This is a genomic window from Limosilactobacillus secaliphilus, from assembly GCF_001437055.1.
GTDB lineage: Bacteria > Bacillota > Bacilli > Lactobacillales > Lactobacillaceae > Limosilactobacillus > Limosilactobacillus secaliphilus.
The window spans coordinates 166820-189141 of record NZ_JQBW01000009.1 but is presented as its reverse complement, the minus strand read 5'-3'; the positions used below and the strand labels follow the sequence as shown (position 1 = coordinate 189141).

Below are 22322 nucleotides of genomic sequence, written 5' to 3'. Positions count from 1 at the left end.
TTGAACCATTTAAGCGCGCGGATGGGTATGCCGGTAAACCTCTAGCACCCGTTGCTGCGAAACATGTGTATAGATTTGTGTGGTTGCAATATCACTGTGCCCCAGTAGCGCCTGCACCACCCGTAAATCAGCGCCGTGTTCCAGCAAATGGGTGGCAAAACTGTGGCGCAGGGTGTGCGGTGTGACCCGCTTTTTGATTCCAGCCAACTGGGCGCCGCGCTTGATTAGCTGCCAGATTGCCTGCCGCGTCAGTTGATGACCATGGGCGTTCAAGAACACATACTTTGATTGGGGACGGTTGGCTAGTTGCCGCGGCCGAACGTTATTTAAGTAACGCTCAAGCCAGTCCTGGGCTTCTTCGCCAATTGGAATGATCCGTTCCTTGTCACCCTTACCACGGGGCTGGACCAGGTTAACGTCCAAATGCAGCTCGCCCAAGGTCAGATTGGTCAGCTCACTCACCCGCATGCCCGTCGCATACAAAGTCTCCAGGATGGCCCGATCACGGATACCCAATTGCTTATTCACGTCAGGGGTCTTCAACAAGCGGTTAACCTCATCTTCGCCTAGCACCGTTGGCAAGTGACGCCCACCCTTGGGCACCTTCACCAGGATCATTGGGTCGGTCTGAATCAAGTGGCGTTGCAACAAGAACTGGAAGAATTGCCGCAGACATGAGACCTGCCGGCTGATGGTTGATTTGCTCCTGCCGGCATTAGTTAAGTGCGCCAACAAGTTCAACACCGCATAGCGATCCACATCCGTCCAGCTTTTTATTCCTTGACTCACAAAGTACTTGCGGGCACTCTCCAAGTCATTCTTGTAGCTGATAATGGTGTTGTTGCTCAAGCCCCGCTCGATCAACTGAAACTGGCCAAAGTCGGCGATGGTTTGCTGCATTTCATCACTGCTGGTCATGGTGAACTTCCTTAATCAATAATAGTTGGCCATTGACCTGGCTCACCAGCCGTTCTTTGAGCAGGTGACCCAGTGCCCGCTTGAACTGCCCCTTGCTAAAACCAAAGACTGCTTTAATCTCAGCTGGGCTGCTCTTGTCGGTGTAAGGCAGCTGCTTGTTCGGTGCATGTTCCAACATCGCCAGGATCTGGGCAGCGTCACCATCAATGGCTTGGTAGGCCCGTGGCTTTAACGACAGATTTAAGCTGTTATGTGCCGAGATGCCAATCACCCGGGCGGATACGCGTTCACCAAGGCGCGGTTCCGTGTCCCGCTCTGAAGGATGGATGAAACCTAACATGTAATTATCGGTTAAAACCAGCGTACCTGTAATCTTGCAGCGATAAACGGTCGCCTTGACGTCCCAATTCATCATCTTCTTGGACGGCCGGGTTGCCATCGTTTGAAAAATCTCGTCATCAGCCAATTGGCCCCAAATGCGATCCTTGTTATCAATCTTCAAAGAAATCAACAAACGATCACCCGGCTGTGGCCACAGGCTCTTCATTTCGGGCAGGTCATCCAAAGACACAGCAATATCCTTATCAGGCAGACCAATGTCCACAAAGACCCCTAAATCGCGCCGGACACTCACCACGGTGCCGAAATCGTAATGGTCAACCTGGACATTTGGAATATGCTGACAGGTCATGGCCAACTGATGATCCTCATTTTCATATAAAAAGCCCCTGACCGATCCACCAATATGCAGGACTTGCGGCGATTCTGCCTTTTTCAGTCGGTAGGTTTCCCCATTGCGGTCTGGCTGTACGAAGTAGTAGTCCTCATTTTCATCAATCATTACCGCAGTAACGACTTTGCCCAAATCTGTATTCACAGTGATCCCCCCGTTCATTTCTACGCTCATAAAAACACATGCCCTATTTTACATAAAATATGACTAAAATGCTACCGGAATCAGTGGTGCTGGTGACAGATTCGCCAATTACTTAAAACAAAAAGCCTGCAGTGAAATTCACTGCAGGCTTCATTTTATTAGCTAGGTCAATCAACCCAGTCTTTTATTTTATGAAGAGATTACTTAACCGTCTGAATCCGCATCATGTTAGTGGTACCCTTCGTACCAACTGGCAGACCGGCAACGACAATAATCTTGTCGCCTGGCTTAGCAAAGCCACGCTTCTTAGCTTCATCGTTAGCTAAGCTGAACATGTGGTCAGTGTCAACTGGCTTGTCAACAACGTAAGGTTGAACACCCCAGTTAACCATCAAACCACGCTGGGTCCGGCCATCAAAGGTCAGAGCCATGATGTCAGCGTTTGGACGGTACTTGGAGATCATCCGAGCGGTGTAGCCAGAAGCAGTAGCTGCAACGATGGTCTTAATGTGCAGATCACGAGCAGCATTAGCAACGGCAGAACCAATCGTTTCAGTAACGTCGGACTTGTCGAAGTTGAAGGTTTCAGTACCGAATTGGTCAAGGTTGTTTTCAGCCTTAACGTCAATCCGTGCCATCGTAGCAACAGATTCAACTGGGTAGTCACCATTAGCACTTTCACCAGAAAGCATCGTAGCATCGGTACCATCAAAGACGGCGTTAGCAACGTCAGATACTTCGGCACGAGTTGGCCGTGGGTTTTCCTGCATGGAATCCAGCATTTGGGTAGCGGTGATAACTGGCTTGCCTAAAACGTTGCAACGACGAATCATGCGCTTTTGTACCAACGGAACGTTTTCAGCTGGAATTTCAACCCCCATGTCACCACGAGGAACCATCAGACCATCAGCGACGTCAATGATTTCTTCAAAGTTGTCGATACCTTCTTGAGATTCGATCTTTGGGAAAATCTGAACGTCTTCCATGTGCTTTTCCTTCAACAGTTCACGAATGTCCAAGACATCTTGAGCCTTCCGTACGAAGGAAGCAGAAATGTAGTTGATACCGTGTTCCAGACCGAAGCGAATATCGCTACTGTCCTTCTTGGTAATACCAGGCAGGTTGATGGAGACACCAGGTGCGTTGACACCCTTACGTGAGCCCAGAATACCGTGATTAAGAACCTTGCAGACAAGTTCCTTGTTGGCTTCATCCTTCTTTTCAACAACCATGTCGATCAGGCCGTCGTCAAACAGAACGTGGCCGCCTTCGTGAACGTCATCGTACAGACCTGGGTAGGTAACGGCGATCTTGTCATGAGTACCTTCAATGCTGTCATCCATAGAAATACGAACAACATCACCGATATTGTATTCAATCTTGCCATCTTTCTGTACAGTAGTCCGAATTTCGGCACCCTTAGTGTCAAGCATGATCCCGACTTGCTTGCCGGTGATCTCTTCGGCCTTGTGAACGTTCTTCAACCGACCCAAGTGTTCTGGGTGGTCACCATGTGAGAAGTTAAAGCGGAAAATGTTAGCTCCCGCATTAATTAACTTAACAATCGTATCGACGTCCGTACTTGCCGGACCAAGGGTACTTACAATCTTGGTTTTCTTCATAACTGAACTCTCTCCTTTTGCAGTGATGCAACGAACAACCGGAACTGTTTTGGCAGTCCCGATCACACACTGCTATAATAGCACGTTTTAAAACGATCGTAATTAACTTTTTAGACAAAAAATTTATAGTTTCGATGTTAATTACTCAATTAAAAAGAGGCCTGCCCGTTATAATCAGCACTAAAGCGCTTGCAGTACAACATTATTATTACCAAAATAATGATTCAGTAATTGCCGTGTCCGGTCGTCAGCCGGTAAATTACAGCTATCTGGCTGCCTAGTTGCCGTGCGTAAATGAACATCATAGAGGACAACTGGTATATCACCTGTTGTCTTGCGGGATAATTGGGCAATGAATTCCTTACCCTGGGTTGCCGCCTTCTGATCCGCCAAACGAATAACCCAGCGTTGACGCGGTTGATTCGTATTTTGTTCAATGACCTTCTCAATCGGCACACAACTTCTGACCAAAAGCTGCAGTTTACCATTCCGCATTTCTGTGTTGCCGGTGAAAACGAGAATCGCCCGTGGCTTTAAGAAAGCATCACAACGCCGCAAGTATTGTGGGAAGATTGTGACTTCCAGCGTACCTTTTTCATCACTGCCTTGAACAAAGGCCATCGGTTCATGGGTCTTCTTCGTATTGATCCGTCTGACTTGGTTGACCATCAAAATGACACTTGCTCGCTGTTGCGGCCGCAGTTGATCGCTGGCACTGGCCCGCAGCTGAGGACGCAGGGCCGCGTATTGGCTAACGGGATGGCCGGAAATATATAAGCCTAAGTACTCCCGCTCTTTGGCCAAACGGTAAGTCAGCGGGTATTCGTTCCGCTGTTCAATCACCGGTTGTAGGTCGGCACTCTGAAAGCTGAACTCGCTGCTCTCGATGAGTCCCTGCAAACCATCGATCATTTCTGCACGATTGTATCCTAAACCGTCAAAGGCCCCCACATAAATCAAAGGTTCAATCAACTTGGCCTTCTTAAACCGGCTATCAATCCGCTGCACAAAATCCGGCAGACTTTGATAAGGCTGTTCGGCCCGGGTTTGGACGATGGCTTCCATGAAGTCGCGACGCATCCCCTTAATCATGGTAAAGCCGGTCACGATTGCGCCATTTTTTAATGAAAAGGCTGATTCACTTTGGTTAATGTTTGGCGGTAAAATCTTGACCCCCAGACTCTTAGCGGCACTAAAATGTTGCTTTTCTTTATCAAAATTAGGTTCAATCGACAATAAGGCCGTGTAGAACGCTCCCGTGTAATGCGCCTTTAAAAATGCCATTTCAAAGGCCATCTTGGAGTAAGCAACAGCATGGGAACGGTTGAAGCCATAGTTAGCAAAGCGATCGATGTAAGCAAACGTCTGCTCAGCAACCGCCTGTGAATAGCCGTTGTGCACTGCGCCCTTGATGAACCGCTGTTTCATGCTGGCCATCGTTGCCTGCTTCTTCTTGCTCATTGCCCGCCGCAGCAAATCGGCTTGGCCCATCGTGAAGCCGGCCATTACTGAGGCCACTTGCATTACCTGCTCTTGGTAAACCAGAATGCCATATGTTGGTCCTAAGATCGACTGCAAACTCGGATCTGGCAGCTGCACTGCTTCTTGACCATGACGACGAGCCAAGAAGGTCGGGATGTTCTCCATCGGGCCTGGCCGATAGAGCGCATTCACAGCGACAATGTCTTCGAAACTGGTCGGCGATAACTGCTTCAGTGTCCGCCGAATACCCGCCGATTCAAACTGAAAGATCCCATCGGTTGCTGCTTGTTGAAAAAGACGCATGGTTTGAGGATCATCAAGGGCAATCTTGGTGATGTCAAAGTCCGGAGCAGTTTGGTGGATGATTTTCAAGGCGTCATCCATAATCGACAGGTTCCGTAGGCCAAGAAAGTCCATCTTTAACAGGCCCAATGCTTCGACGGTGCCCTTTTCAAACTGGGTCATCAACAAGCCCGCCGGATCATTTCCTTGCTGAAGCGGCACCACATCTAGCAAAGGTTTGGCCGACAAAACGACCCCCGCCGCGTGAGTGGAGTAATGGCGAGGCAGACCTTCCAACTTCTCAGCCACCTGAATCAAAAGCGCATTCAGCGGATCATCCGCCATCAAATTCCGTAAAGGTTGTGACTGCTGGATGACCGTCGCCAACTGTTGCTTGCCGGGTCCAAACGACCGCAGAATATCGACAAATTGCTCTAAGCGATAGTCCGGAAGGCCGAAAACTCGTCCCACATCACGAATTACTTGCCGCGCCGCCAGCGTCCCAAAGGTGATGATCTGGGCAACGTGATCATGTCCGTAACGCTGATGGACATATTCCAATACCTCTTGACGCCGATTATCCGGAATATCCAGGTCGATATCCGGCATCTGTGCCCGCTCAGGGTTCAAGAAACGTTCAAAGAGCAAGTGGTACTGAAGCGGATCAACATCCGTAATGGCCAACGCATAAGCAACCAGCGAACCGGCCGCCGATCCACGCCCGGGGCCCGTCGTAATCTTTGCCTGGTGGATGTAGTGCATGACGTCCCAGACAATCAGGAAATAGTCATCAAAGCCCATTTGGTGAATGATGGACAGCTCATAGTTAAGCCGCTGCTGGTAGTCACTAACCTTCACGCCGGGAGCCGGCTGACGGTGACGCAAACCTTCCAAGCATAGTTCACGCAGATATTGCGCCCGATCTTTACCGGCCGGCGTTGGAAACTCTGGCAACACTGGGGACTGGAAGTGCAATTGCAGTTGACACTCATCCGCAATCTTTTGTGTGTTGGCGACCGCATCCTGCAGGCCTGCCGCCACGTACTCCTGCTCTAACACGTCCTCAGGATACAGATAATCGTTGCCCTTTGCCTTAGCTACCTGCAATGGATTGCTGATCTGTTGGCCCTTGCCGATTGACATTAAGACCTGGTTGGCAAAGTAGTCGTCTTGATCAAGATAGCGAACATTTGGCGTCGCTACGAGCTGAATCTGTGCCTGTGCGGCCAGTTGCTGAACCAGTTTTTGTTCCGTATCCGCCAGGGACAATGTGATGCCCAGGTAGAGCTGATCAGCTAAAAGACTAGTCAACTTGCTTAAGTCACCAAGAATGGCACGTGGTTCAGTCGACAATAAGGCGGCATCTGGCAGGATGATGACATCTAAGTCACTGGCTAATTTGGCTAAGTCGTTAAAGTCCAGACTGTCCTGGTCGTCATTAGTCATCAATTTGGTGGACAGGCGCATCAACTGCCGATAACCTGCTTGACTGCGAGCATACAGTAAAGTGGTATAAACATTGACCCCCATGGATAGCTTTGCCCGCATACCAATCAACGGGTGGATACCGGCAGATTGGGCCGCGTGATAGAAGTCGACGACGGCGTATAAAACATTCGTATCCGCGATTCCGATGGCTTGATAGCCACGTTCTTTACCCCTCTGAACCAATTTCTGTGGCGTAATCGTACTCTTTAACAAGCTGTAGGTCGTTGTCACCATTAGCGGTACCAGACTCATGTACTCACCTTCTTGATCTTCATCTATTAGTAATAGGTTAGCATAAAACTTTTAACAATGTGGTCGCCTTCAAACTGAATCCATGATAAAATTAAAGACGACTTTGAAAGAGGTGACGATTTCATGAAATACGTTAGCGGAAGCATTGTCGCCGTTATCTGGGGTGCCATCCTCGGTGTCATCCTTGGTTATGTTGGCGGTCAGCTGGAGTCATCCACAATGAACTATGGGACAGCTGCTTTGATCGGTGCAGTAGTTGCCTTAATCGCTACTAACTGCCTGTTCTTCATTACTACTCATGCCAACCCTGACCGGAAGACATCCAACAAGTAATCATCCCAATCATTTATTAGCATTATCTGAGGGCTGCTTTTGCGGCTCTTTTTTTCTGCTTTGCGTAACCGTTCGTCTCTTAGTTACCACAAATCTGGTAAAACGGTTTAATTATGCTATAATAAGCCGAGATCTAAAATTATCTTTATAAGAAATATAGGACAGGAGAATTTGACTTATGAATCAGACAGAAAAACATAGTGCTTGGCTGATCGTGGGCCTGTTCATGCTGGGAGTCTGCATGCGGATGCCGATCACGGCCATCCCTTCCATCGTTAAAGAAATTGCAGCTAGTTTGCAGGTCCCGACCAACAGTTTGGGAATCTTAACCACAATCCCCTTGATCTGCTTTGCCTGCTTGTCGACGCCTGTATCAGCGCTGGCTCAAAAGATGGGCAATGAATTAACCTTGTTCATCGGCATGATCATTATGGTGGTGGGTTCACTGTTAAGAATCTTTAACTTTTCCAGCCTGATTTTAGGGACCGTCTTAGTTGGCGTTGCCATTACTTTTATCAACGTCCTGCTACCGGCAGTGATTACTGAGAAATACCCTAACCGCATCGGAAGCGTTACCGGTATGTACAACGTCTCAATGTCCCTGTTTGCGGCTATTGGGGCCTACACGATCACCCCAATCACCACCAGCAGCAATTGGCAAGTTGCCATCATCGTAATTACAGTCGTTGCCTTAATTACCCTATTGATCTGGCTCCCTAACCTGCGTTTCAACTCAAAAGAAGCTGAGGTTGGCGATAATGCTGTCAAACCTGTAAACATGTGGAAGAAGCTCAATGCTTGGTGGATGTTATTGTTCTTCGGTTTCCAGAGTTTGGTCTTCTATGCGGTGGTTGCCTGGCTGCCATCGATTGCAATGGACGCTGGTCTCTCCCATAACAATGCCAGCCTGATTGCCGGCTTGTTCCAACTATTTTCCATTCCCTTTGCTTTCTTGACGCCATTGTTGGCCAGTCGTTTGAAGAACCGGCTGCCACTTTTCATCTTAGCGGGATTGTCACCATTGATCGGTAGCAGCATGATGTTGGTCCACACGAGTTCATTGGCCTACTACATTGTTGTTTCCTTGCTGCTCGGGGTCGGCTGTTCAACTGCCTTTGCCCTGTCAATGACCCTTTTTTCACTGAAAACGCAGACCGCCGCTGACACGCGGAGCCTTTCCGGGATGGTCCAAACCGTTGGCTACCTGATCGCTGCGACCGGTCCAGTAATTGTTGGTCAACTCAACGCCGCCACCCACACCTGGGACACTGGGATCATCGCCATCATCATTAGCTGTGCTGCAGTGATCCTCTTTGGCTGGCTCAGCGATCGTGAAGAATACGTTTAAACAACATCATTTCAACATAGTTTCAAAAGGGCATCGCTAGAAGAATCTGGCGATGCCCTTTTTGAATCGAGTAGTTTAACCATGTAAAACTTGATCGATGATGTCTTTATATTTACTAAATTCTTGGCTTAACTCTTGTTTGGAAAATGTCTTATGGCCATTCCCTTGTCCCATATGATCACCTTCCACATCATCATAAGTCACATCAACGGTTTGGTCGTTAACGGTCATCATTGTTGAATGTGCGCCAAAATTAATCGTATAACGATTGCCGTGGGGATACCAATGCATATTATCCTTACTAGTTCGTAAATTATTTACCGCCTCATCGGGTGTCTCGTCAGAGGTTTCAAGCTTCAAAAATGCCATCATCGCATAGTCTTCATCGCTTAGCCGCGGTTGACTTGGTTTGTTTGAAGCTTGTGAATTATTATTTGATGAACTCTGCTTATTAACTTTATTCTGCAACTAGCTATTTTCTTTCTTAAGACTGCTGTACTCACTATCTGAGTGATGATGAGTAGCTTCTCTTTGACCGCAGGCAGACAAAGCCACAGTACAAAGTCCTAAAGTCAGTAACGTAATTGCTTTTTTACATTTCATTTTATTCACTCGTTAATCCCTAATTTTCCTCAACAGATCCATCTGGATAGACTTTACAACTCATTGCTGTCCCAGTCATGGATCCATTAGCTAGTTCACTCTGCGAGATAGCCTTTACAAAGTAATAACCATTCGAATTATAGCTTGAACCATCACTTAAGCATTCCCATTTCCAGTCACCATTATGATCACCATACTTTGCTCTTGCAATTGCAATTGCTTGTTTCTCATTGCTTACGGTAACTGTTTGGCCATTCGAAGATTGTGCAGAATCAATTTGCTTTTGGTCGTTTGTTTTACCTTGGTCATTGCTAGACGTATTGCTTGATGAAGAACTCGTACTTTTCTTCTTAACTTGTTTTTTCAACTGCCTGTTTTTCTTCTTAAGGCTACTGTACTCACTATCTGAGTGATGATGAGTAGCTTCTCTTTGACCACAGGCAGACAAGGGTAACAGCATCAACCCAAACAACAGCGCTAACTTAACTTTCTTTATCATTGTCGATTCCCTTTCGCATTTATCTGATTCTGAATAAATTTAACCTCACGCAATCCGGTATGGATAAGGATGAACAACACTACCCAACCAGCACAAATCAAAACAATTAGCTTCAAGTCGTTCAACGGAGTGGTCCAATCCCATAAGCCATGTAAAACCACTGCGCACAGAAAGAATCGCAAAAAGCTCAAATTAGCAACATTGCTAAACGTAAGTTGACGATTACCGTTAACCAGTACCAATCCTGCCACCGCAATTGCACACCAAATTGCATGTGTCCCTATCGAACAGACAGCTCTCAACATTGCTTCCTGTTCTGCCGCTTGGATGTACTCTTGTGTATACTGTAGATTTTCAAAAGCTGCAAAGCCTGCTCCAATGGCACCGCCAACCAGCATACCATTGAAGACATGGGTTAAGCGTAGTTTTGACACAAAATAGCATCCTACCAATAACTTACCGGTTTCTTCGATAAACCCGATCGTGAGTGCACCGATGATGTCTAACTGCTGGTCATTTCCTAAGATACTATAAATTAATAAAGTTACTATCAGTGACATCAAGCCACCTATCAAACATATTTTTATTGCTAAGTAGAGTGAAATATTTTTAAATACATTAATTTCAAAGAAGAAAACTAATAATGTAACAGGAACGGAAATACAAAGCACACATAAGAATGCTAATTGTAAATGATTACCAAAAGCATTAATTAATAAATACAAAAGTCCAACAGCGATCATCATTCCAACTAAGACTCGCGAATATAACCATGGTTGAACTGGTTTACTGGAAACTTCGGCTAACGAAGGGGTTGTACTTTGAGTCCCTGCAATGAAAATATTTTCGGCTTCCGCTTCCGTATGGCGTTGCCAGACTTGTGAAAAAAAGCTACTCAGATTAATAGATACGCTCTTATCTTCACCCGTCCAACTATTAATCGTCCGTGTAGCACTCTGAAAGATATTTTCGGTTTGTGGATTCTTGGTCTGTTGATAATTTGACTGTGGTCCTTGTTGTTCAGGATAAAGCGGAGCACCACACTTGATACAGAAATGGTCACCCTTGTTATTCAAAGACCCACAATGCATACAATATATTTTGTCATTCATTTTTCTACTTAGTCGTCCTCATATCCGTAATCGCCATAACTCACAGCATGATCTTGCATCCGATATTTACACTTGCCATCCTTATAAATCCAGAAATAGCGCTTTGAATTATCTGGGTTTTGCAGGCCAACCGTCCATCCGTCGCCCTCTTTTTTCTCAATCTTTTTAGATACCGCTTTAACAGAGTCATCGATTTCATCTGCCGACTCACCATCAGCATCTAGATTGGCAACAATTCTTAACGTAACCCTTGCTTGATCGCCATAGGGCACAAGGTTGACAAATTTGTCTTCTTGATCAATTTTAACTTTAAAATAACTCTTACTAAATTCATCATAGACACAAGAACGGATATTCTCTCGTTGTTGCTTCTGATAAGCTTTGTAACCTGCTGAAACAAAAATAATTAGCAAAAAGCCCAGTATAATCCACATCCAGCTGTTGTTGCGATTAAAAATCTTATTATTAGCAGGATTCTGATTAATTTGACTATTTGCGCTGTTCTGGTTAACCGTATTTAAAGTTACCTGCGCTGGGCCAGCTCCGGACACCAATCTAGCTCCACACTTCACGCAAAATTTATTATGCCGTGGGTTTTTATGACCACACTTAGTGCAAAAAATATAGTCCTTTTCCATTTACTCACGCACCCATCTTTGCTGATTCCAGTTTGTTGGCTGAACTAACAGATACAATACATAAAAACATGTCCAACAATAGTTCCAACCACTATGGCCCGTATCATGCAAACGCTGAATTGATGCCAATATGATAAACAAGTAAAAAATGAGATAGATAATTCCGAACAATGCGTAGAAGATCTCCACACTTTGAGGGAATAAAACAACTAACAACCCCAAACATAATAAGGCGATCAAATAAACTAAAGTAAATGCCAGGTATCCCCACCAATAATCAGCACGGCCCATACATTTATTACCTTTGCCAAAGCATCGCAGCCAGATATCAAAAGACGCACTTAGTCCTGGTCTGCCTGATTCGTTATATGCGTACGCTCTTCCCTGTTGTTGAGAGAATTGTTGACCGTTATCATGCTGATAAGCTCGCCGTTGATTGGAACCAGTATTGAAAAATTGCGGCTGTTCTGGTTGTTGAAACTGCCGCTGCTCCTGCTGGTGCGCATTAGCATTAAAAAACTGTTGCTGTTCACTTGCTGGTGGCTCTGTTTGGTTATCCGTCCGGAAGTTTTCATCGTTATTGAAATGATGAGATGTTTGCTCACTAGCTCGTTGTGCTTCACGCGTTTGTGTGGCTTCTCCAGTCACATTCTCACTGTCCATATCTTTATTTGGGGCTGATGAAAGATTAGATTGAGCAAAGTCTTGGGCTCCATTTTGAACCGGTTGTTGCTCATTATTTTGTTCATTAGCTGTTGGATTATTATTTAAGTTATTAGTTAATGGCTGTTTAGTACCACAATTTGTACAAAAGGTAGCGTTTGCTGGAAACTTTTGACCACATTCAGGGCAATACTTATATTCCACTTTAGATACCCTCTTATCATTTGAAAATTCACAATTGATATTATAAAAAATAGAAATAAGGACGTCAATTTAGTGTAAAATATGTAACCGTTGAGGAGGATTGGACTTATGAAAACTAAATTTTGTCCCAACTGCGGTAAAGAAATTGATATTAATGCGCTCAAATGCCCGAATTGCGGTTATGTCTTCAATTCATCACAGACCCAAATGCAACAGCAATTTAGTCCCAAGCAGCCACGCAAATCTTCAAAAGCATTCTTGTACATCATTGGCTGCTTATTAGTTCTATTAATCGGTTTAGGCGGTTATGCACTTTATAACAATCAAAGCCCAAGCAATAACCAGTCACAAAGCAGCCACGCAAGTTCCAACAACAATAATAATAACAACAGCGAATCTTCTTCCTCGTCTTACCGAGATAACATTAACTGGGATAGCGATAAAGCTTCTTCTTTTGACGACCAGTTTCAAAATTGGGCAAGCAAAATGCACCAGTCCTATACCAGTGGTAGTACAACGTTTGATGGGGTCAGTTATCCCGAAGACTTTAGCAAGAAAAAGTTCATCATTAATGGCAACGATGCGACTGTGTCAATGGCCGGTTCTAACAAACAAACTGACTATAAAGTCGTCGAGATCAGATACGACAGTGATCAAGGTTACCTTTACCTATTTGCTTTCCAAAATGGCACGCCAATTGTGTTATTTACTGAATCTGGCAATGCGAGCGACAACTCCGTATCTTTCAAGACCACTGCTAACCGTGAATTGCGTAAACTCTTCTCAAACTTTAGTGCTAATTAAAAACCCTTCATTCTAGATAACAAAAGCGGGACAAACGCCAACAACGTCTGTCCCGCTTTTGTTATAGCTTGTTAATGATTATTTAGCGCGTTCAACATTCAGCTTGTTGATCTGCAACAATACGTCAATGACCTTCTCCATCGTCTGCAGCGAAACAAATTCATAGCGGGAGTGCATGTTCTCACCGCCAGCGAACAAGTTTGGCGTTGGCAGACCTTTGTAAGAGATCGTGGAACCATCCGTACCACCACGAACTGGGTAGATATCTGGTTTGATACCTAAGTCTTCGATGGCCTGCTTAGCCAGTTCAACAACATCCATGTGGTCGGTCAAAGCATCCTTCAAGTTGTAGTACTGATCAACCAACTTCAGGTGAACCCGTTCTTCACCCAGTGAATCGTTGATATCCTTAACGGCATCCTTCAGCATCTGCTTGCGAACTTCCAATTGGTGACGGTCAAAGTCACGGATTAAGTAAGCCAAATGAGCGTGATCCGTCTTCCCTTCAAACTGGTAGATGTGGAAGAATCCTTCCCGCCCCTGAGTTAATTCAGGTGCGTCGTGAGTTGGCAGACTGTTCTGCAACTGGATGCCCAATTTGATCGCGTTGACCATGACACCCTTAGCAGTCCCTGTGTGGCTGTCAGTACCGTCAATATCGACATAAGCAGCCGCGGCGTTGAAAGTTTCATACTCCAATTCACCCAGTGGACCACCATCGACAGTGTAAGCGAAGTCCGCACCAAATTCAGCCGGATCAAAGTGAGCGGCTCCAATACCGATTTCTTCATCAGTCCCAAAGCCGGCTTGGATCGTACCGTGCTTAATTTCTGGGTGCTTCAGCAGGTAAGCCAGCAAGGTGACCACTTCGGCAACCCCTGACTTATCATCCGCACCGAGCAAAGTTGAACCGTCCGTCGTGATCAAAGTATCGCCGGTGTAGTTCTTCAAAGCTGGGAACTGGGCAGGATCGAGGTAGTACTTACCTTCATCATCCAGCTGAATCTTTTGGCCATCATAATCGTCAACCACTTGGGGCGAAACATTATGAGCGTTGAAATCGGCGGTATCAACGTGAGTAATTAAACCTAATGCCGGAACTTTTTCATCAACATTGGCCGGTAAAGTAGCCAATAAGTAAGTGCCAGCCTTGTTGAAACGAACATTGGAGACGCCTAGGTCCTTCAGTTCGGTGGCTAAGTCCTTCAGAAAATCAGTTTCTGCAGGGTTTGACGGTAATGTGTCGCTGTTTTCGTTCGAACGAGTTTCCACTTTAACGTACTTCAGGAAACGGTCGAGCAAGTGTTCATATTTTTGTTCTGGCATATTATCACCTCATATTTATTTGACGATGTATTGATAAGTGTCGGTATTGATTTGGGTTTGAACGATCTCAAAGTCCCATGCGTCTTCCTTCATGAAGCGGGTCAACAAATCGGCCAGTCCTTTGATACTGATGGCTTCAACATGGTGGCCAACATCCGCTACCAGCAGGTTATTAGCCTTCATGTCGTGGGCTACGTGATAAGATACATCTCCCGTCACGTAAGCGTCAGCCCCTAAATGAACCGCGGCCGGCCAAAACTGACCGCCAGATCCACCAAGGATGGCGACTCGTTGCACCGGATGTTCAGTCAAGGGTTTGATCAAGCGCAGGCCCTGTAAGTTAAAGACCTTGAGGCAGTACTGAGCGAATTCATCGTAGGACATGGCCTGTTTCAGCATGCCAACCCGGCCCATGCCTTGGCTGCCGTCTTCGCCTAGTGTCTCGCCTCTATTTAACAGTGGCCGGGTGTCACTCAGCCCCAATTTTTCAGCTAACCAATCGTTCATTCCGCCACTGGCTGCGTCTAGGTTCGTATGCGCTGCGTAAACCGTGATGTGATGGCTGAGCAAATCGGCATACATCTGGTTCTGCGGGTTGCGGGTATCCAAATCCTTGGCCGGGTGAAACATAATTGGATGGTGGGCAAAGATGAAATCGACGTGGCGGTCAATTGCTTCCTGGACAACTTCTGGCCGCACATCCAATGTTGTCATCAACTTATGAACGGGTTGATCAGGATTGCCGACTTGCAAACCAACATGGTCCCAACTTTCTGCAAGACTTTGAGGGCAAAAACGCTCAAAACGTGCAATGATTTCATTCCCCGTGGTCATTACCGATTACCCCCTTGATTAAATTGAGCTTGGCCTGTAACTGTTCTTTTCGCTGCGTATCCTGTGACTGGGCTTTTGCCATCTGGGTCAGTGCCTGCTCAAGGCGGCCGGCCTCAGACTGCCACTTGGCATCGAATAATGGTCCTTGGTGTTCCAACAACAACGGGCCAAAGAGCAGTTCTCGTTGGTTATAACGAACTGGGCAAATCGACGGTTCCGCCAAGATAATTTCATAGCGGTGACCTTCATCCGCCAACAATTCTTCATGCATAATCTGAAAATGATGTTCCATTAACCACTTACGCAGCCGGTATTCACCGATATTGGGCTGGAGAATCAAGTGTTTCACCCCAGCCAGTTTATCCTGTCCCCGATCCAGGATCTCTTCAATCAATGAGCCGCCCATTCCGGCAATCACAACCGTATCAATGTGATCATCATTCTCAATTGCATCCAGGCCATCCGCCAAGCGTGGGATCAAACAATCTTGCATCTGCAACTTATTGATCTCTGCTTTTTCGTTTTCAAACGGCCCTTTTGCAACTTCTCCGGCCACTGCATACTTGATCTTGTCAGCTAACAGTAGAGCGGCCGGTAAATAAGCATGGTCAGAGCCAATGTCTGCCAGACGGGCGTTGTCTGGCACCAAATCGGCTACTGCCTGTAAACGTTTGGACAAATGTCGTTCGTCCATTCAGGTCACCTCCCACATAACTATTATTGTACCAATGATTTATAACAAAAACACTGGTTAATAAAACAATTAACCAGTGTTTGTTTATTTCTTTTATTGTAATTCCGATAAGTGTTCCTTAATTTGGGCCATTGCCTGAGCCAGCTTTTCGTCTGAGGCCGCATAAGAAATTCGGATGTATCCTTGGCCACCGTCACCAAATGCGCTGCCCGGAACAACCCCGACCTTTGCCTTTTGTGCCAGGGCTAACGCGAACTTCTCGTCGTCCTTGCCAAACTTAGCCGGGATCTTGGCGAAGATGTAGAAGGCACCTTCTGGAGTAGCCATTTCAAAGCCCATCTCCTTCAGTTTGCCCATGATGAAGTCACGCCGCTTTTCATAAGCCGCCTTAAACTTGAGTGGGTCGTCCTGACCGTGTTCATATGCTTCGATGGCAGCGTCTTGAGCGATGTCGTTGACGGCAATCGTTAAGAAACTGTGAACCTTAGTGATTTCAGCCAGCAGTTCGGCCGGACCAGCGATGAAGCCGATCCGCCAACCGGTCATAGCAAAGGACTTGGAAACCCCAGAAACTAAGAGGACTTGTCCTGGAATCAAGGAAGCCAATGAAGAGTGCTTCTGGTTGTATTCCAAGTCACTGTATATTTCGTCCGCTACGACCAAAATGTGGTGCTGCTTGAACAGTTCGGCCAGTTCCTTAATCTTTTCTTTGGAGTAGACCCGACCAGTTGGGTTGCTTGGATAATTCATCAAGATCATCTTTGCGTTCGGGTGCTCATCGAGAGCCTTCTTCAATTGATCCGTGGTCAATTCGAAGCCGTTCTTGAAGGTATCCAGTTGAACGACCTTCGCACCGGCCATCCGGATAACCGAGAAGTACAGTGAGAAGGCTGGCGTTGGAACTAGCACTTCATCGCCAGGGTTCAAGGCACCCAGCATGATGTCACCAAGGCCTTCCGTCGCCCCATTAGTTACCAGAATTTCACCGTTAGGGTCGTAGTCCACCCCACGGGACTCTTTCAGGCGCTTAGCAATTGCCTGCCGCAGTTCCAACTTCCCATTAGACGCAGCATAGTGCGAATCGTTATCCTTAATGCCCTGAATGGCCGCTTCCTTAATGTGGTCCGGCACATTGAAATCTGGTTCACCCAAGGTCAGCTTCAAGATGCCGGGAATGGTTGAAATCTTGTTATCAAAGCCACGAATCCCCGACATTGGCATGTTTTTAATTGTTTGACTGACAATTCCACTAATTTCTGGTGCTAATTTAGGCATATCCATTACCTCATTTCTAATAAAATCTCATCCGCAACAGCCCCTCAACATAGCTGTTTACAGGATGTTTTCCAAACCAACAACTAACTCATCCAAACGATCAACCTTTTGCAAGGCAACCGCCACACCGCTCATGAACGATTCGCGATCAAAGGAGTCTTGACGAATGGTCAAAGCCTCACCCTTGCCGCCAAACAAAACTTGTTCATGAGCAATGTAACCAGGAAGACGAACGGAATGGATCCGGATTCCTTGATAATCACCGCCACGCACGTTCTTCATGGTTTCCAACGTGTGGGGAGCACTCTCATGGGGCTGACGGTTTTCGGCAATCAACTTCGCCGTGCTCAAAGCCGTTCCCGAAGGCGCATCCTTCTTGTCGGCATGGTGCATCTCAATGATTTCGACATCTGGGAAGTAAGCGGCCGCCTCTTTGGCAAACTTCATCAGCAAAACGGCCGACATACCGAAGTTGGGTGCAATCAGGCCACCCAGACCGTTGTCTTTGGCCACTTTCTGCAGGTCAGCTTCCTGCTCATCAGTTAAACCGGTCGTCCCCACAATCGTCTTCATGCCGTGCGTAAGCGCATACTTCACGTCCGGATAAACCGCCTGGGGTGCCGTGAAGTCCACCCACACGTCAGCCACATGATCATCAATCTCATCCAAACTGGCATAGAGTTTCGTCTCTTTTGAAACGCGCAACTGAGCCTGTTGACCATCGTGAAGGTTGAGGCCCAATCCGGCAGCCACAGAAAATCCGTCCAAGTGGTTGACCAGGTTGACCACCTTCTGACCCATCGCACCGTTAATCCCGGCAATTAAAACTCGCTTCATGTTACTAATCCCCCAAATTCAATGGCAGGTGACCATTCAAGCTGTCTGCTGGCAGATCCAATGCTTGGGCTAACTGTGTCTTTTCGTCATCGTTTAAGGTCATGATCGGCAAACGGCAGCCGCCAACGGCAAAGCCTTGTGCGTTCAGTACGGCCTTAACTGGTGATGGTGATGGGAACATGAACAGTGCCGCCATCTTAGGAGTTAACCAGCGCTGAATCTTTGCTGCGGCCTGGTAGTTACCTTGATACAGGTCATCAAACATCTCGCGCATCTGAGGACAGTAACTGTGTGAAGCCACGGAGATCACTCCATTAGCCCCCAAGACACGTGAAGTCAGCGCCTGTGCGTCCTCACCAGTAAATACACAGAAGCTTGGTTCCTTGTGTTCAATGATGTATTCCATTTCTTCCAGGCTGGCACACTGCTTGACCGCGGCAATGTTCTTGTGATGCGATAACGTCACGATTGTTTCCGCTTCCATCTTGGAACCAGTCCGCCCAGGAATATTGTACATCACTATCGGAATATTGACATTGTCGGCCACTGTCGTGAAGTGGGCCATCATCCCCCGCTGGTTAGGCTTGTTGTACGGCGGAACCACGACCAGAGCATAGTCAATACCAGCAATCTTGGCTACTTCATTCGTAAAGGCGATGGTTTCTTTAGTATTGTTGCTGCCAGTTCCAGCAATCACAGGCACCCGACCGTGAACGATCTCACCAAAGCGCCGGTAGAGTTCCAACTTTTCATCATGGCTCAATTCGGGTGTTTCACCGGTTGTGCCACCAATCACGAAACCATTGCTGCCCTCCTTAATCAAGTAGTTCGTCAACTTGGTCAGCGAGTCATAATCAATTTTACCCTCATCGTTAAAGGGCGTAATAATGGCCGTCAGTAAATCAGCATCCTTTAATTCCATTGTCTTTCTGGTCCTCCTAATGTTGCATTCGATAATTCAGAAATCCGGTTATTGCGTCGACCCCTGGCTGAATTGAACTTTCATCCGGCGTTAACGTGGCTGAGTGTAATTGTGAGTCATCGTTAACCCCTAACCAAAACATCGTGCCTGGGAACTTGTTCAGCAAGAAACCGAAATCTTCACCCGTCATGGCCGGCCGCGTGGTGATGAAATTAATGTTGTCAGCGTTCTGCATGTAATGAATGAAACGCTTCGTCAATTCAGGATTATTCTCCACTGGGTAATAGCCGCCCTGGTTCAAACCTAATTTGACTTTGACGCCAAAGCTTGCGCCAACTCCTGTACAAATGTCCTTTAATCGTTGATCAATCTTTAGGATCATCTTCTGCGTTAAGCCGCGAATGGTCCCTTCTATGCGGGTGTGACCGGCAATCACGTTGCGGATCGTACCGCCGCTGATCTTACCCAGGGTGACCACCCCGCTATCAATGGGGTCGATACTCCGCGAGACAATCGTTTGAACCTGCATGATCAAGCTAGCCGCCGCAACCACTGTATCACGGGCATCTTGGGGAAAAGCCGCATGGCCGCCCTTCCCCTCGATATCGATATTAACTTCCGTCGTTCCAGCGAATAGTGTGCCCATTCGGCAGCCAATGGCACCTGCTGGCAATTCTGGATTGTCATGCAGACCATAAAATTCGTCAGGGCACCACTTACCCTTGAACAGCCCCAATTCATAGGCCCGTTTGCCACCGGCTTCACTCTCTTCCGCCGGTTGGAAGAAGACGAGCAAGTTGTCTTTAGGCTGGTGATTAGCAAAATAACTCAGCACGCCCATTGCAACGGTCATATGAATATCGTGACCACATGCGTGCATGACACCTGGATGCTGCGACGCATACGGCAGGCCCGTCTGTTCAGCAACCGGCAAAGCATCGATATCTGTCCGGTAGCCAATTGTTCTTTGTGGATCGCTGCCATGCACTAAAACCATCATTGCAGTGGGTAATTCGGCGGGTTCACGCACTTCCAAATGATCTTGCGGCAGTTGACTGACCAGCTGGCGCAGATAGGCATGGGTTTGCGTCTCGTGCAGGGCCAGCTCAGGAATCTTATGCAAGTGACGGCGAATGTTAATCAAAGTTTGTGTGTCAAATTCGGTCATGAATTACAGCTTCCTTAGGTTTTCTTCCAATCCGGTCTTGCTGTCAGTCTGCTCGTCAACATTCTTAATGAAGCGGGCTGGCACACCAGCGACAACCGTGTGCGGCTTAACGTCGTCGGTTACAATCGCTCCGGCAGCTACTACCGCTCCTTCACCAACGTGGACGCCTTCTAAGACGACCGCGTTAGCCCCGATCAAAACATTGTCATCAATCCGAACCGGCTTAGCAGAAGCTGGTTCAATAACGCCCGCTAAGACGGTACCGGCACCAATATGGCAGTGTTTACCGACAATGGCACGACCACCTAGAATGGTGCCCATGTCGATCATCGTGTCGTCACCAATTTCCGCTCCGATATTAATGACCGCGCCCATCATCACAACGGCATTATTACCAATTGAAACCTGATCACGAATGATGGCTCCCGGTTCGATCCGGGCATTAATTTCTTTCAAATCGAGCATTGGAACGGCTGAATTCCTGGCATTGTTTTCAATCCGGACGCCATCAAAATCGTCCTGGTGGGCCTGCAGAAATGGTTTAAGATCCGCCCAATCGCCAAAGACAACTCCCGTCTTATCTTCGACGTATGGATCACAGTCTTTCGGGAAATCAATTTGATTCAGGTGCTGACCTCGTAAATACACTTTAACTGGGGTCTTCTTAGGTGCGTTGCCAATATAATTAATGATACTTTGTGCATCTAATTTAGCCATAACTGATACTCCTTTTTATTTTTATTGTATCACCGATGTTATGGAAGTCGCTCCCTACTCGATGTTCAGGTAGTTCAAATCTAAGCGGCTCACATCTGCAGGAGTTTCCCGCCGAACGACTAACCGTGCCTGCCCATTCTCAACAAAGACGACTGCTGGGCGTGGGTTACGGTTGTAGTTTGACGCCATGGCATAACCATAAGCGCCCGTGTCCAACATCGCTAAAACATCGCCAGGCTTAGTCTGCGGCAATGGCTGGTGTTCTGCCAAGATGTCTCCAGACTCACAGTATTTGCCACACAGGCGGACTTGTTCAACTGCTGGCGCCTGTGGGTCACGAGCATAAACCGTTTCATATTCGGCATGGTACAGAGCAGGACGGATGTTGTCCCCCATACCGCCATCGACCGCCACAAACGGTTCATAGCCACCCGGAATCTCTTTGCGCGAGCCAACTGTATAAAGGGTATAGCCAGCTGGCCCAACTAAGGAACGACCAGGCTCGATCCAGATGGCCGGCATCTTAAGGTCAGTCTTTGTGACTTCATCGACAATCGCACTCACAATGTCCTCAACAAATTCTTCTGGTGCCACCGGCTTTTGTTGCGCCGTATATTGAATGCCGAAGCCACCACCAACATTGATCGCAGCAGCTTCATAGCCGTATTCTGACTTCCAGTGAGCAGCCACATCTACCAGCTTGCGGGCGGCCGCATCGAAGCCCCGGCTGTCAAAAATTTGTGAGCCGATGTGGGCGTGAACTCCCACTAAGTCCATCCGGCTACTCTTTAAAATCATCTGCAAAGCACGGTCAGCCTGACCAGACTGCAGATCAAAACCAAACTTGCTGTCAACCTGCCCGGTCGCAATGTAGGAATGGGTATGCGACGCAATTCCTGGGGTAATGCGAATCATGACCTTGCAAGTTGTTTGCTGTTCTTGCAGTACTCGATTCAGCAAATCAATTTCATGGAAGTTATCAATAATGATCAAGCCCACCCCATGCTTGATGGCCATTTCCAGCTCTGCGACCGACTTATTGTTGCCATGGAAACTGATATTTTGCATGGGAAAACTAGCATCGATGGCCGTTTGCATTTCGCCAGCAGAAACCACATCCGCATGAATTCCTTCCTGCTGGATCACCTGGTAGATGCCCATTGCACAGAAGGCCTTGCTAGCATACGAAATTACATAGGGCACCTTTTTCTCTTCAAAAACCTGCTTAAAGTGCCGAATCTGATTGCGAATCTTACTTACGTCATAAACATACAAGGGCGTGCCGAATTGTTCAGCAAGCTTTAAAGTGTCTACGCCGCCAATTTGCAGATGCCCTGCAGAGTTTATGTTTTCAGCTGTCAATTGTTCATTCATCATTGCTCTTTTACCTCACTCACTTAGATTTGTCGAAGAGCTGAGGGTAT

Annotated in this window: 21 protein-coding genes; 3 read left to right on the top strand and 18 right to left on the bottom strand. The window is 47.0% G+C overall.

Annotated elements, in window-relative coordinates; genetic code table 11:
• Positions 1-9 precede the first annotated feature (9 nt).
• The 4 genes from xerD to dnaE all read right to left on the bottom strand — a co-directional run bounded on the left by xerD (position 10) and on the right by dnaE (position 6921).
• Positions 10-900, bottom strand: coding sequence for a site-specific tyrosine recombinase XerD (gene xerD / locus IV45_RS04550; RefSeq protein ID WP_057741221.1), 891 nt, complete (start codon positions 898-900; stop codon positions 10-12).
• A 4-nt stretch (positions 901-904) separates the two neighbouring features.
• A complete protein-coding gene (locus IV45_RS04545) occupies positions 905-1795 on the bottom strand; it encodes a CvfB family protein (protein WP_057741097.1) in 891 nt (296 codons plus the stop codon).
• A gap of 200 nt (positions 1796-1995) precedes the next feature.
• Entirely contained in the window at positions 1996-3417 is a 1422-nt protein-coding gene (gene pyk / locus IV45_RS04540; protein ID WP_057741095.1) for a pyruvate kinase, read from the bottom strand.
• A gap of 180 nt (positions 3418-3597) precedes the next feature.
• On the bottom strand, positions 3598-6921 hold the full coding sequence (dnaE, locus tag IV45_RS04535; protein ID WP_057741094.1) for a DNA polymerase III subunit alpha: 3324 nt from the start codon (positions 6919-6921) through the stop codon (positions 3598-3600).
• 123 nt (positions 6922-7044) lie between these two features.
• Between dnaE and IV45_RS04530 the strand changes: the two genes are divergently transcribed.
• Positions 7045-7254: a DUF2929 family protein gene (locus IV45_RS04530; protein WP_057741092.1), complete on the top strand. Its 210-nt coding sequence runs from the start codon at positions 7045-7047 to the stop codon at positions 7252-7254.
• A gap of 178 nt (positions 7255-7432) precedes the next feature.
• Complete coding sequence (locus IV45_RS04525; protein ID WP_057741087.1) at positions 7433-8602, top strand: CynX/NimT family MFS transporter; 1170 nt, start codon at positions 7433-7435, stop codon at positions 8600-8602.
• A 75-nt stretch (positions 8603-8677) separates the two neighbouring features.
• Here the strand turns inward: IV45_RS04525 and IV45_RS04520 are convergent, their stop codons facing one another.
• From IV45_RS04520 to IV45_RS04500, 5 genes are all read right to left on the bottom strand, one after another.
• On the bottom strand, positions 8678-9070 hold the full coding sequence (locus IV45_RS04520; RefSeq protein ID WP_157051208.1) for a hypothetical protein: 393 nt from the start codon (positions 9068-9070) through the stop codon (positions 8678-8680).
• A 154-nt stretch (positions 9071-9224) separates the two neighbouring features.
• Positions 9225-9704, bottom strand: a complete 480-nt coding sequence (locus IV45_RS04515; RefSeq protein ID WP_057741083.1) for a hypothetical protein — start codon at positions 9702-9704, stop codon at positions 9225-9227.
• A complete protein-coding gene (locus tag IV45_RS04510) occupies positions 9701-10816 on the bottom strand; it encodes a PrsW family glutamic-type intramembrane protease (protein ID WP_057741082.1) in 1116 nt (371 codons plus the stop codon). The genes IV45_RS04515 and IV45_RS04510 overlap by 4 nt, the downstream gene beginning before the upstream one ends.
• Before the next feature lie 8 nt (positions 10817-10824).
• Positions 10825-11454, bottom strand: a complete 630-nt coding sequence (locus tag IV45_RS04505) for a zinc-ribbon domain-containing protein (protein ID WP_057741080.1) — start codon at positions 11452-11454, stop codon at positions 10825-10827.
• Positions 11455-12321 carry a DUF805 domain-containing protein gene (locus tag IV45_RS04500; RefSeq protein ID WP_057741079.1) on the bottom strand — a complete coding sequence of 289 codons (867 nt, stop codon included), beginning with the start codon at positions 12319-12321 and terminating at the stop codon, positions 11455-11457.
• Positions 12322-12429: 108 nt separating this feature from the next.
• Between IV45_RS04500 and IV45_RS04495 the strand changes: the two genes are divergently transcribed.
• Complete coding sequence (locus IV45_RS04495) at positions 12430-13125, top strand: zinc ribbon domain-containing protein (RefSeq protein WP_057741077.1); 696 nt, start codon at positions 12430-12432, stop codon at positions 13123-13125.
• A gap of 78 nt (positions 13126-13203) precedes the next feature.
• Here IV45_RS04495 and pepT read toward each other — a convergent pair whose 3' ends face one another.
• The 9 genes from pepT to lysA all read right to left on the bottom strand — a co-directional run bounded on the left by pepT (position 13204) and on the right by lysA (position 22272).
• Entirely contained in the window at positions 13204-14451 is a 1248-nt protein-coding gene (pepT, locus tag IV45_RS04490) for a peptidase T (protein ID WP_057741075.1), read from the bottom strand.
• A gap of 15 nt (positions 14452-14466) precedes the next feature.
• Positions 14467-15285, bottom strand: coding sequence for a Nif3-like dinuclear metal center hexameric protein (locus IV45_RS04485; protein ID WP_057741074.1), 819 nt, complete (start codon positions 15283-15285; stop codon positions 14467-14469).
• Positions 15269-15979, bottom strand: a complete 711-nt coding sequence (locus tag IV45_RS04480) for a tRNA (adenine(22)-N(1))-methyltransferase (protein ID WP_057741072.1) — start codon at positions 15977-15979, stop codon at positions 15269-15271. The genes IV45_RS04485 and IV45_RS04480 overlap by 17 nt, the downstream gene beginning before the upstream one ends.
• Positions 15980-16072: 93 nt before the next feature.
• Positions 16073-17254 carry an aminotransferase class I/II-fold pyridoxal phosphate-dependent enzyme gene (locus IV45_RS04475; RefSeq protein WP_057741071.1) on the bottom strand — a complete coding sequence of 394 codons (1182 nt, stop codon included), beginning with the start codon at positions 17252-17254 and terminating at the stop codon, positions 16073-16075.
• A 57-nt stretch (positions 17255-17311) separates the two neighbouring features.
• Positions 17312-18091, bottom strand: coding sequence for a 4-hydroxy-tetrahydrodipicolinate reductase (dapB, locus tag IV45_RS04470; protein WP_057741069.1), 780 nt, complete (start codon positions 18089-18091; stop codon positions 17312-17314).
• Between the two features lie 4 nt (positions 18092-18095).
• Positions 18096-19013 carry a 4-hydroxy-tetrahydrodipicolinate synthase gene (gene dapA, locus IV45_RS04465; protein WP_057741068.1) on the bottom strand — a complete coding sequence of 306 codons (918 nt, stop codon included), beginning with the start codon at positions 19011-19013 and terminating at the stop codon, positions 18096-18098.
• A gap of 16 nt (positions 19014-19029) precedes the next feature.
• Complete coding sequence (locus IV45_RS04460) at positions 19030-20181, bottom strand: N-acetyldiaminopimelate deacetylase (protein WP_057741066.1); 1152 nt, start codon at positions 20179-20181, stop codon at positions 19030-19032.
• 3 nt (positions 20182-20184) lie between these two features.
• Positions 20185-20898, bottom strand: a complete 714-nt coding sequence (gene dapD, locus IV45_RS04455) for a 2,3,4,5-tetrahydropyridine-2,6-dicarboxylate N-acetyltransferase (protein WP_057741064.1) — start codon at positions 20896-20898, stop codon at positions 20185-20187.
• A 54-nt stretch (positions 20899-20952) separates the two neighbouring features.
• A complete protein-coding gene (gene lysA, locus IV45_RS04450) occupies positions 20953-22272 on the bottom strand; it encodes a diaminopimelate decarboxylase (protein ID WP_057741219.1) in 1320 nt (439 codons plus the stop codon).
• Positions 22273-22322 lie beyond the last annotated feature (50 nt).

What these genes read in the sequence shown, in the direction of transcription:
- IV45_RS04505 (WP_057741080.1), bottom strand. Translation starts at nt 11,454, where the DNA reads ATGGAAAAGGACTATATTTTTTGCACTAAGTGTGGTCATAAAAACCCA.
- IV45_RS04480 (WP_057741072.1), bottom strand. Translation starts at nt 15,979, where the DNA reads ATGGACGAACGACATTTGTCCAAACGTTTACAGGCAGTAGCCGATTTG.
- pyk (WP_057741095.1), bottom strand. Translation starts at nt 3,417, where the DNA reads ATGAAGAAAACCAAGATTGTAAGTACCCTTGGTCCGGCAAGTACGGAC.
- pepT (WP_057741075.1), bottom strand. Translation starts at nt 14,451, where the DNA reads ATGCCAGAACAAAAATATGAACACTTGCTCGACCGTTTCCTGAAGTAC.
- dapA (WP_057741068.1), bottom strand. Translation starts at nt 19,013, where the DNA reads ATGGAATTAAAGGATGCTGATTTACTGACGGCCATTATTACGCCCTTT.
- IV45_RS04530 (WP_057741092.1), top strand. Translation starts at nt 7,045, where the DNA reads ATGAAATACGTTAGCGGAAGCATTGTCGCCGTTATCTGGGGTGCCATC.
- IV45_RS04460 (WP_057741066.1), bottom strand. Translation starts at nt 20,181, where the DNA reads ATGACCGAATTTGACACACAAACTTTGATTAACATTCGCCGTCACTTG.
- dapD (WP_057741064.1), bottom strand. Translation starts at nt 20,898, where the DNA reads ATGGCTAAATTAGATGCACAAAGTATCATTAATTATATTGGCAACGCA.
- dapB (WP_057741069.1), bottom strand. Translation starts at nt 18,091, where the DNA reads ATGAAGCGAGTTTTAATTGCCGGGATTAACGGTGCGATGGGTCAGAAG.
- IV45_RS04475 (WP_057741071.1), bottom strand. Translation starts at nt 17,254, where the DNA reads ATGCCTAAATTAGCACCAGAAATTAGTGGAATTGTCAGTCAAACAATT.
- IV45_RS04510 (WP_057741082.1), bottom strand. Translation starts at nt 10,816, where the DNA reads ATGAATGACAAAATATATTGTATGCATTGTGGGTCTTTGAATAACAAG.
- IV45_RS04485 (WP_057741074.1), bottom strand. Translation starts at nt 15,285, where the DNA reads ATGACCACGGGGAATGAAATCATTGCACGTTTTGAGCGTTTTTGCCCT.
- IV45_RS04495 (WP_057741077.1), top strand. Translation starts at nt 12,430, where the DNA reads ATGAAAACTAAATTTTGTCCCAACTGCGGTAAAGAAATTGATATTAAT.
- xerD (WP_057741221.1), bottom strand. Translation starts at nt 900, where the DNA reads ATGCAGCAAACCATCGCCGACTTTGGCCAGTTTCAGTTGATCGAGCGG.
- dnaE (WP_057741094.1), bottom strand. Translation starts at nt 6,921, where the DNA reads ATGAGTCTGGTACCGCTAATGGTGACAACGACCTACAGCTTGTTAAAG.
- IV45_RS04515 (WP_057741083.1), bottom strand. Translation starts at nt 9,704, where the DNA reads ATGATAAAGAAAGTTAAGTTAGCGCTGTTGTTTGGGTTGATGCTGTTA.
- IV45_RS04525 (WP_057741087.1), top strand. Translation starts at nt 7,433, where the DNA reads ATGAATCAGACAGAAAAACATAGTGCTTGGCTGATCGTGGGCCTGTTC.
- lysA (WP_057741219.1), bottom strand. Translation starts at nt 22,272, where the DNA reads ATGAATGAACAATTGACAGCTGAAAACATAAACTCTGCAGGGCATCTG.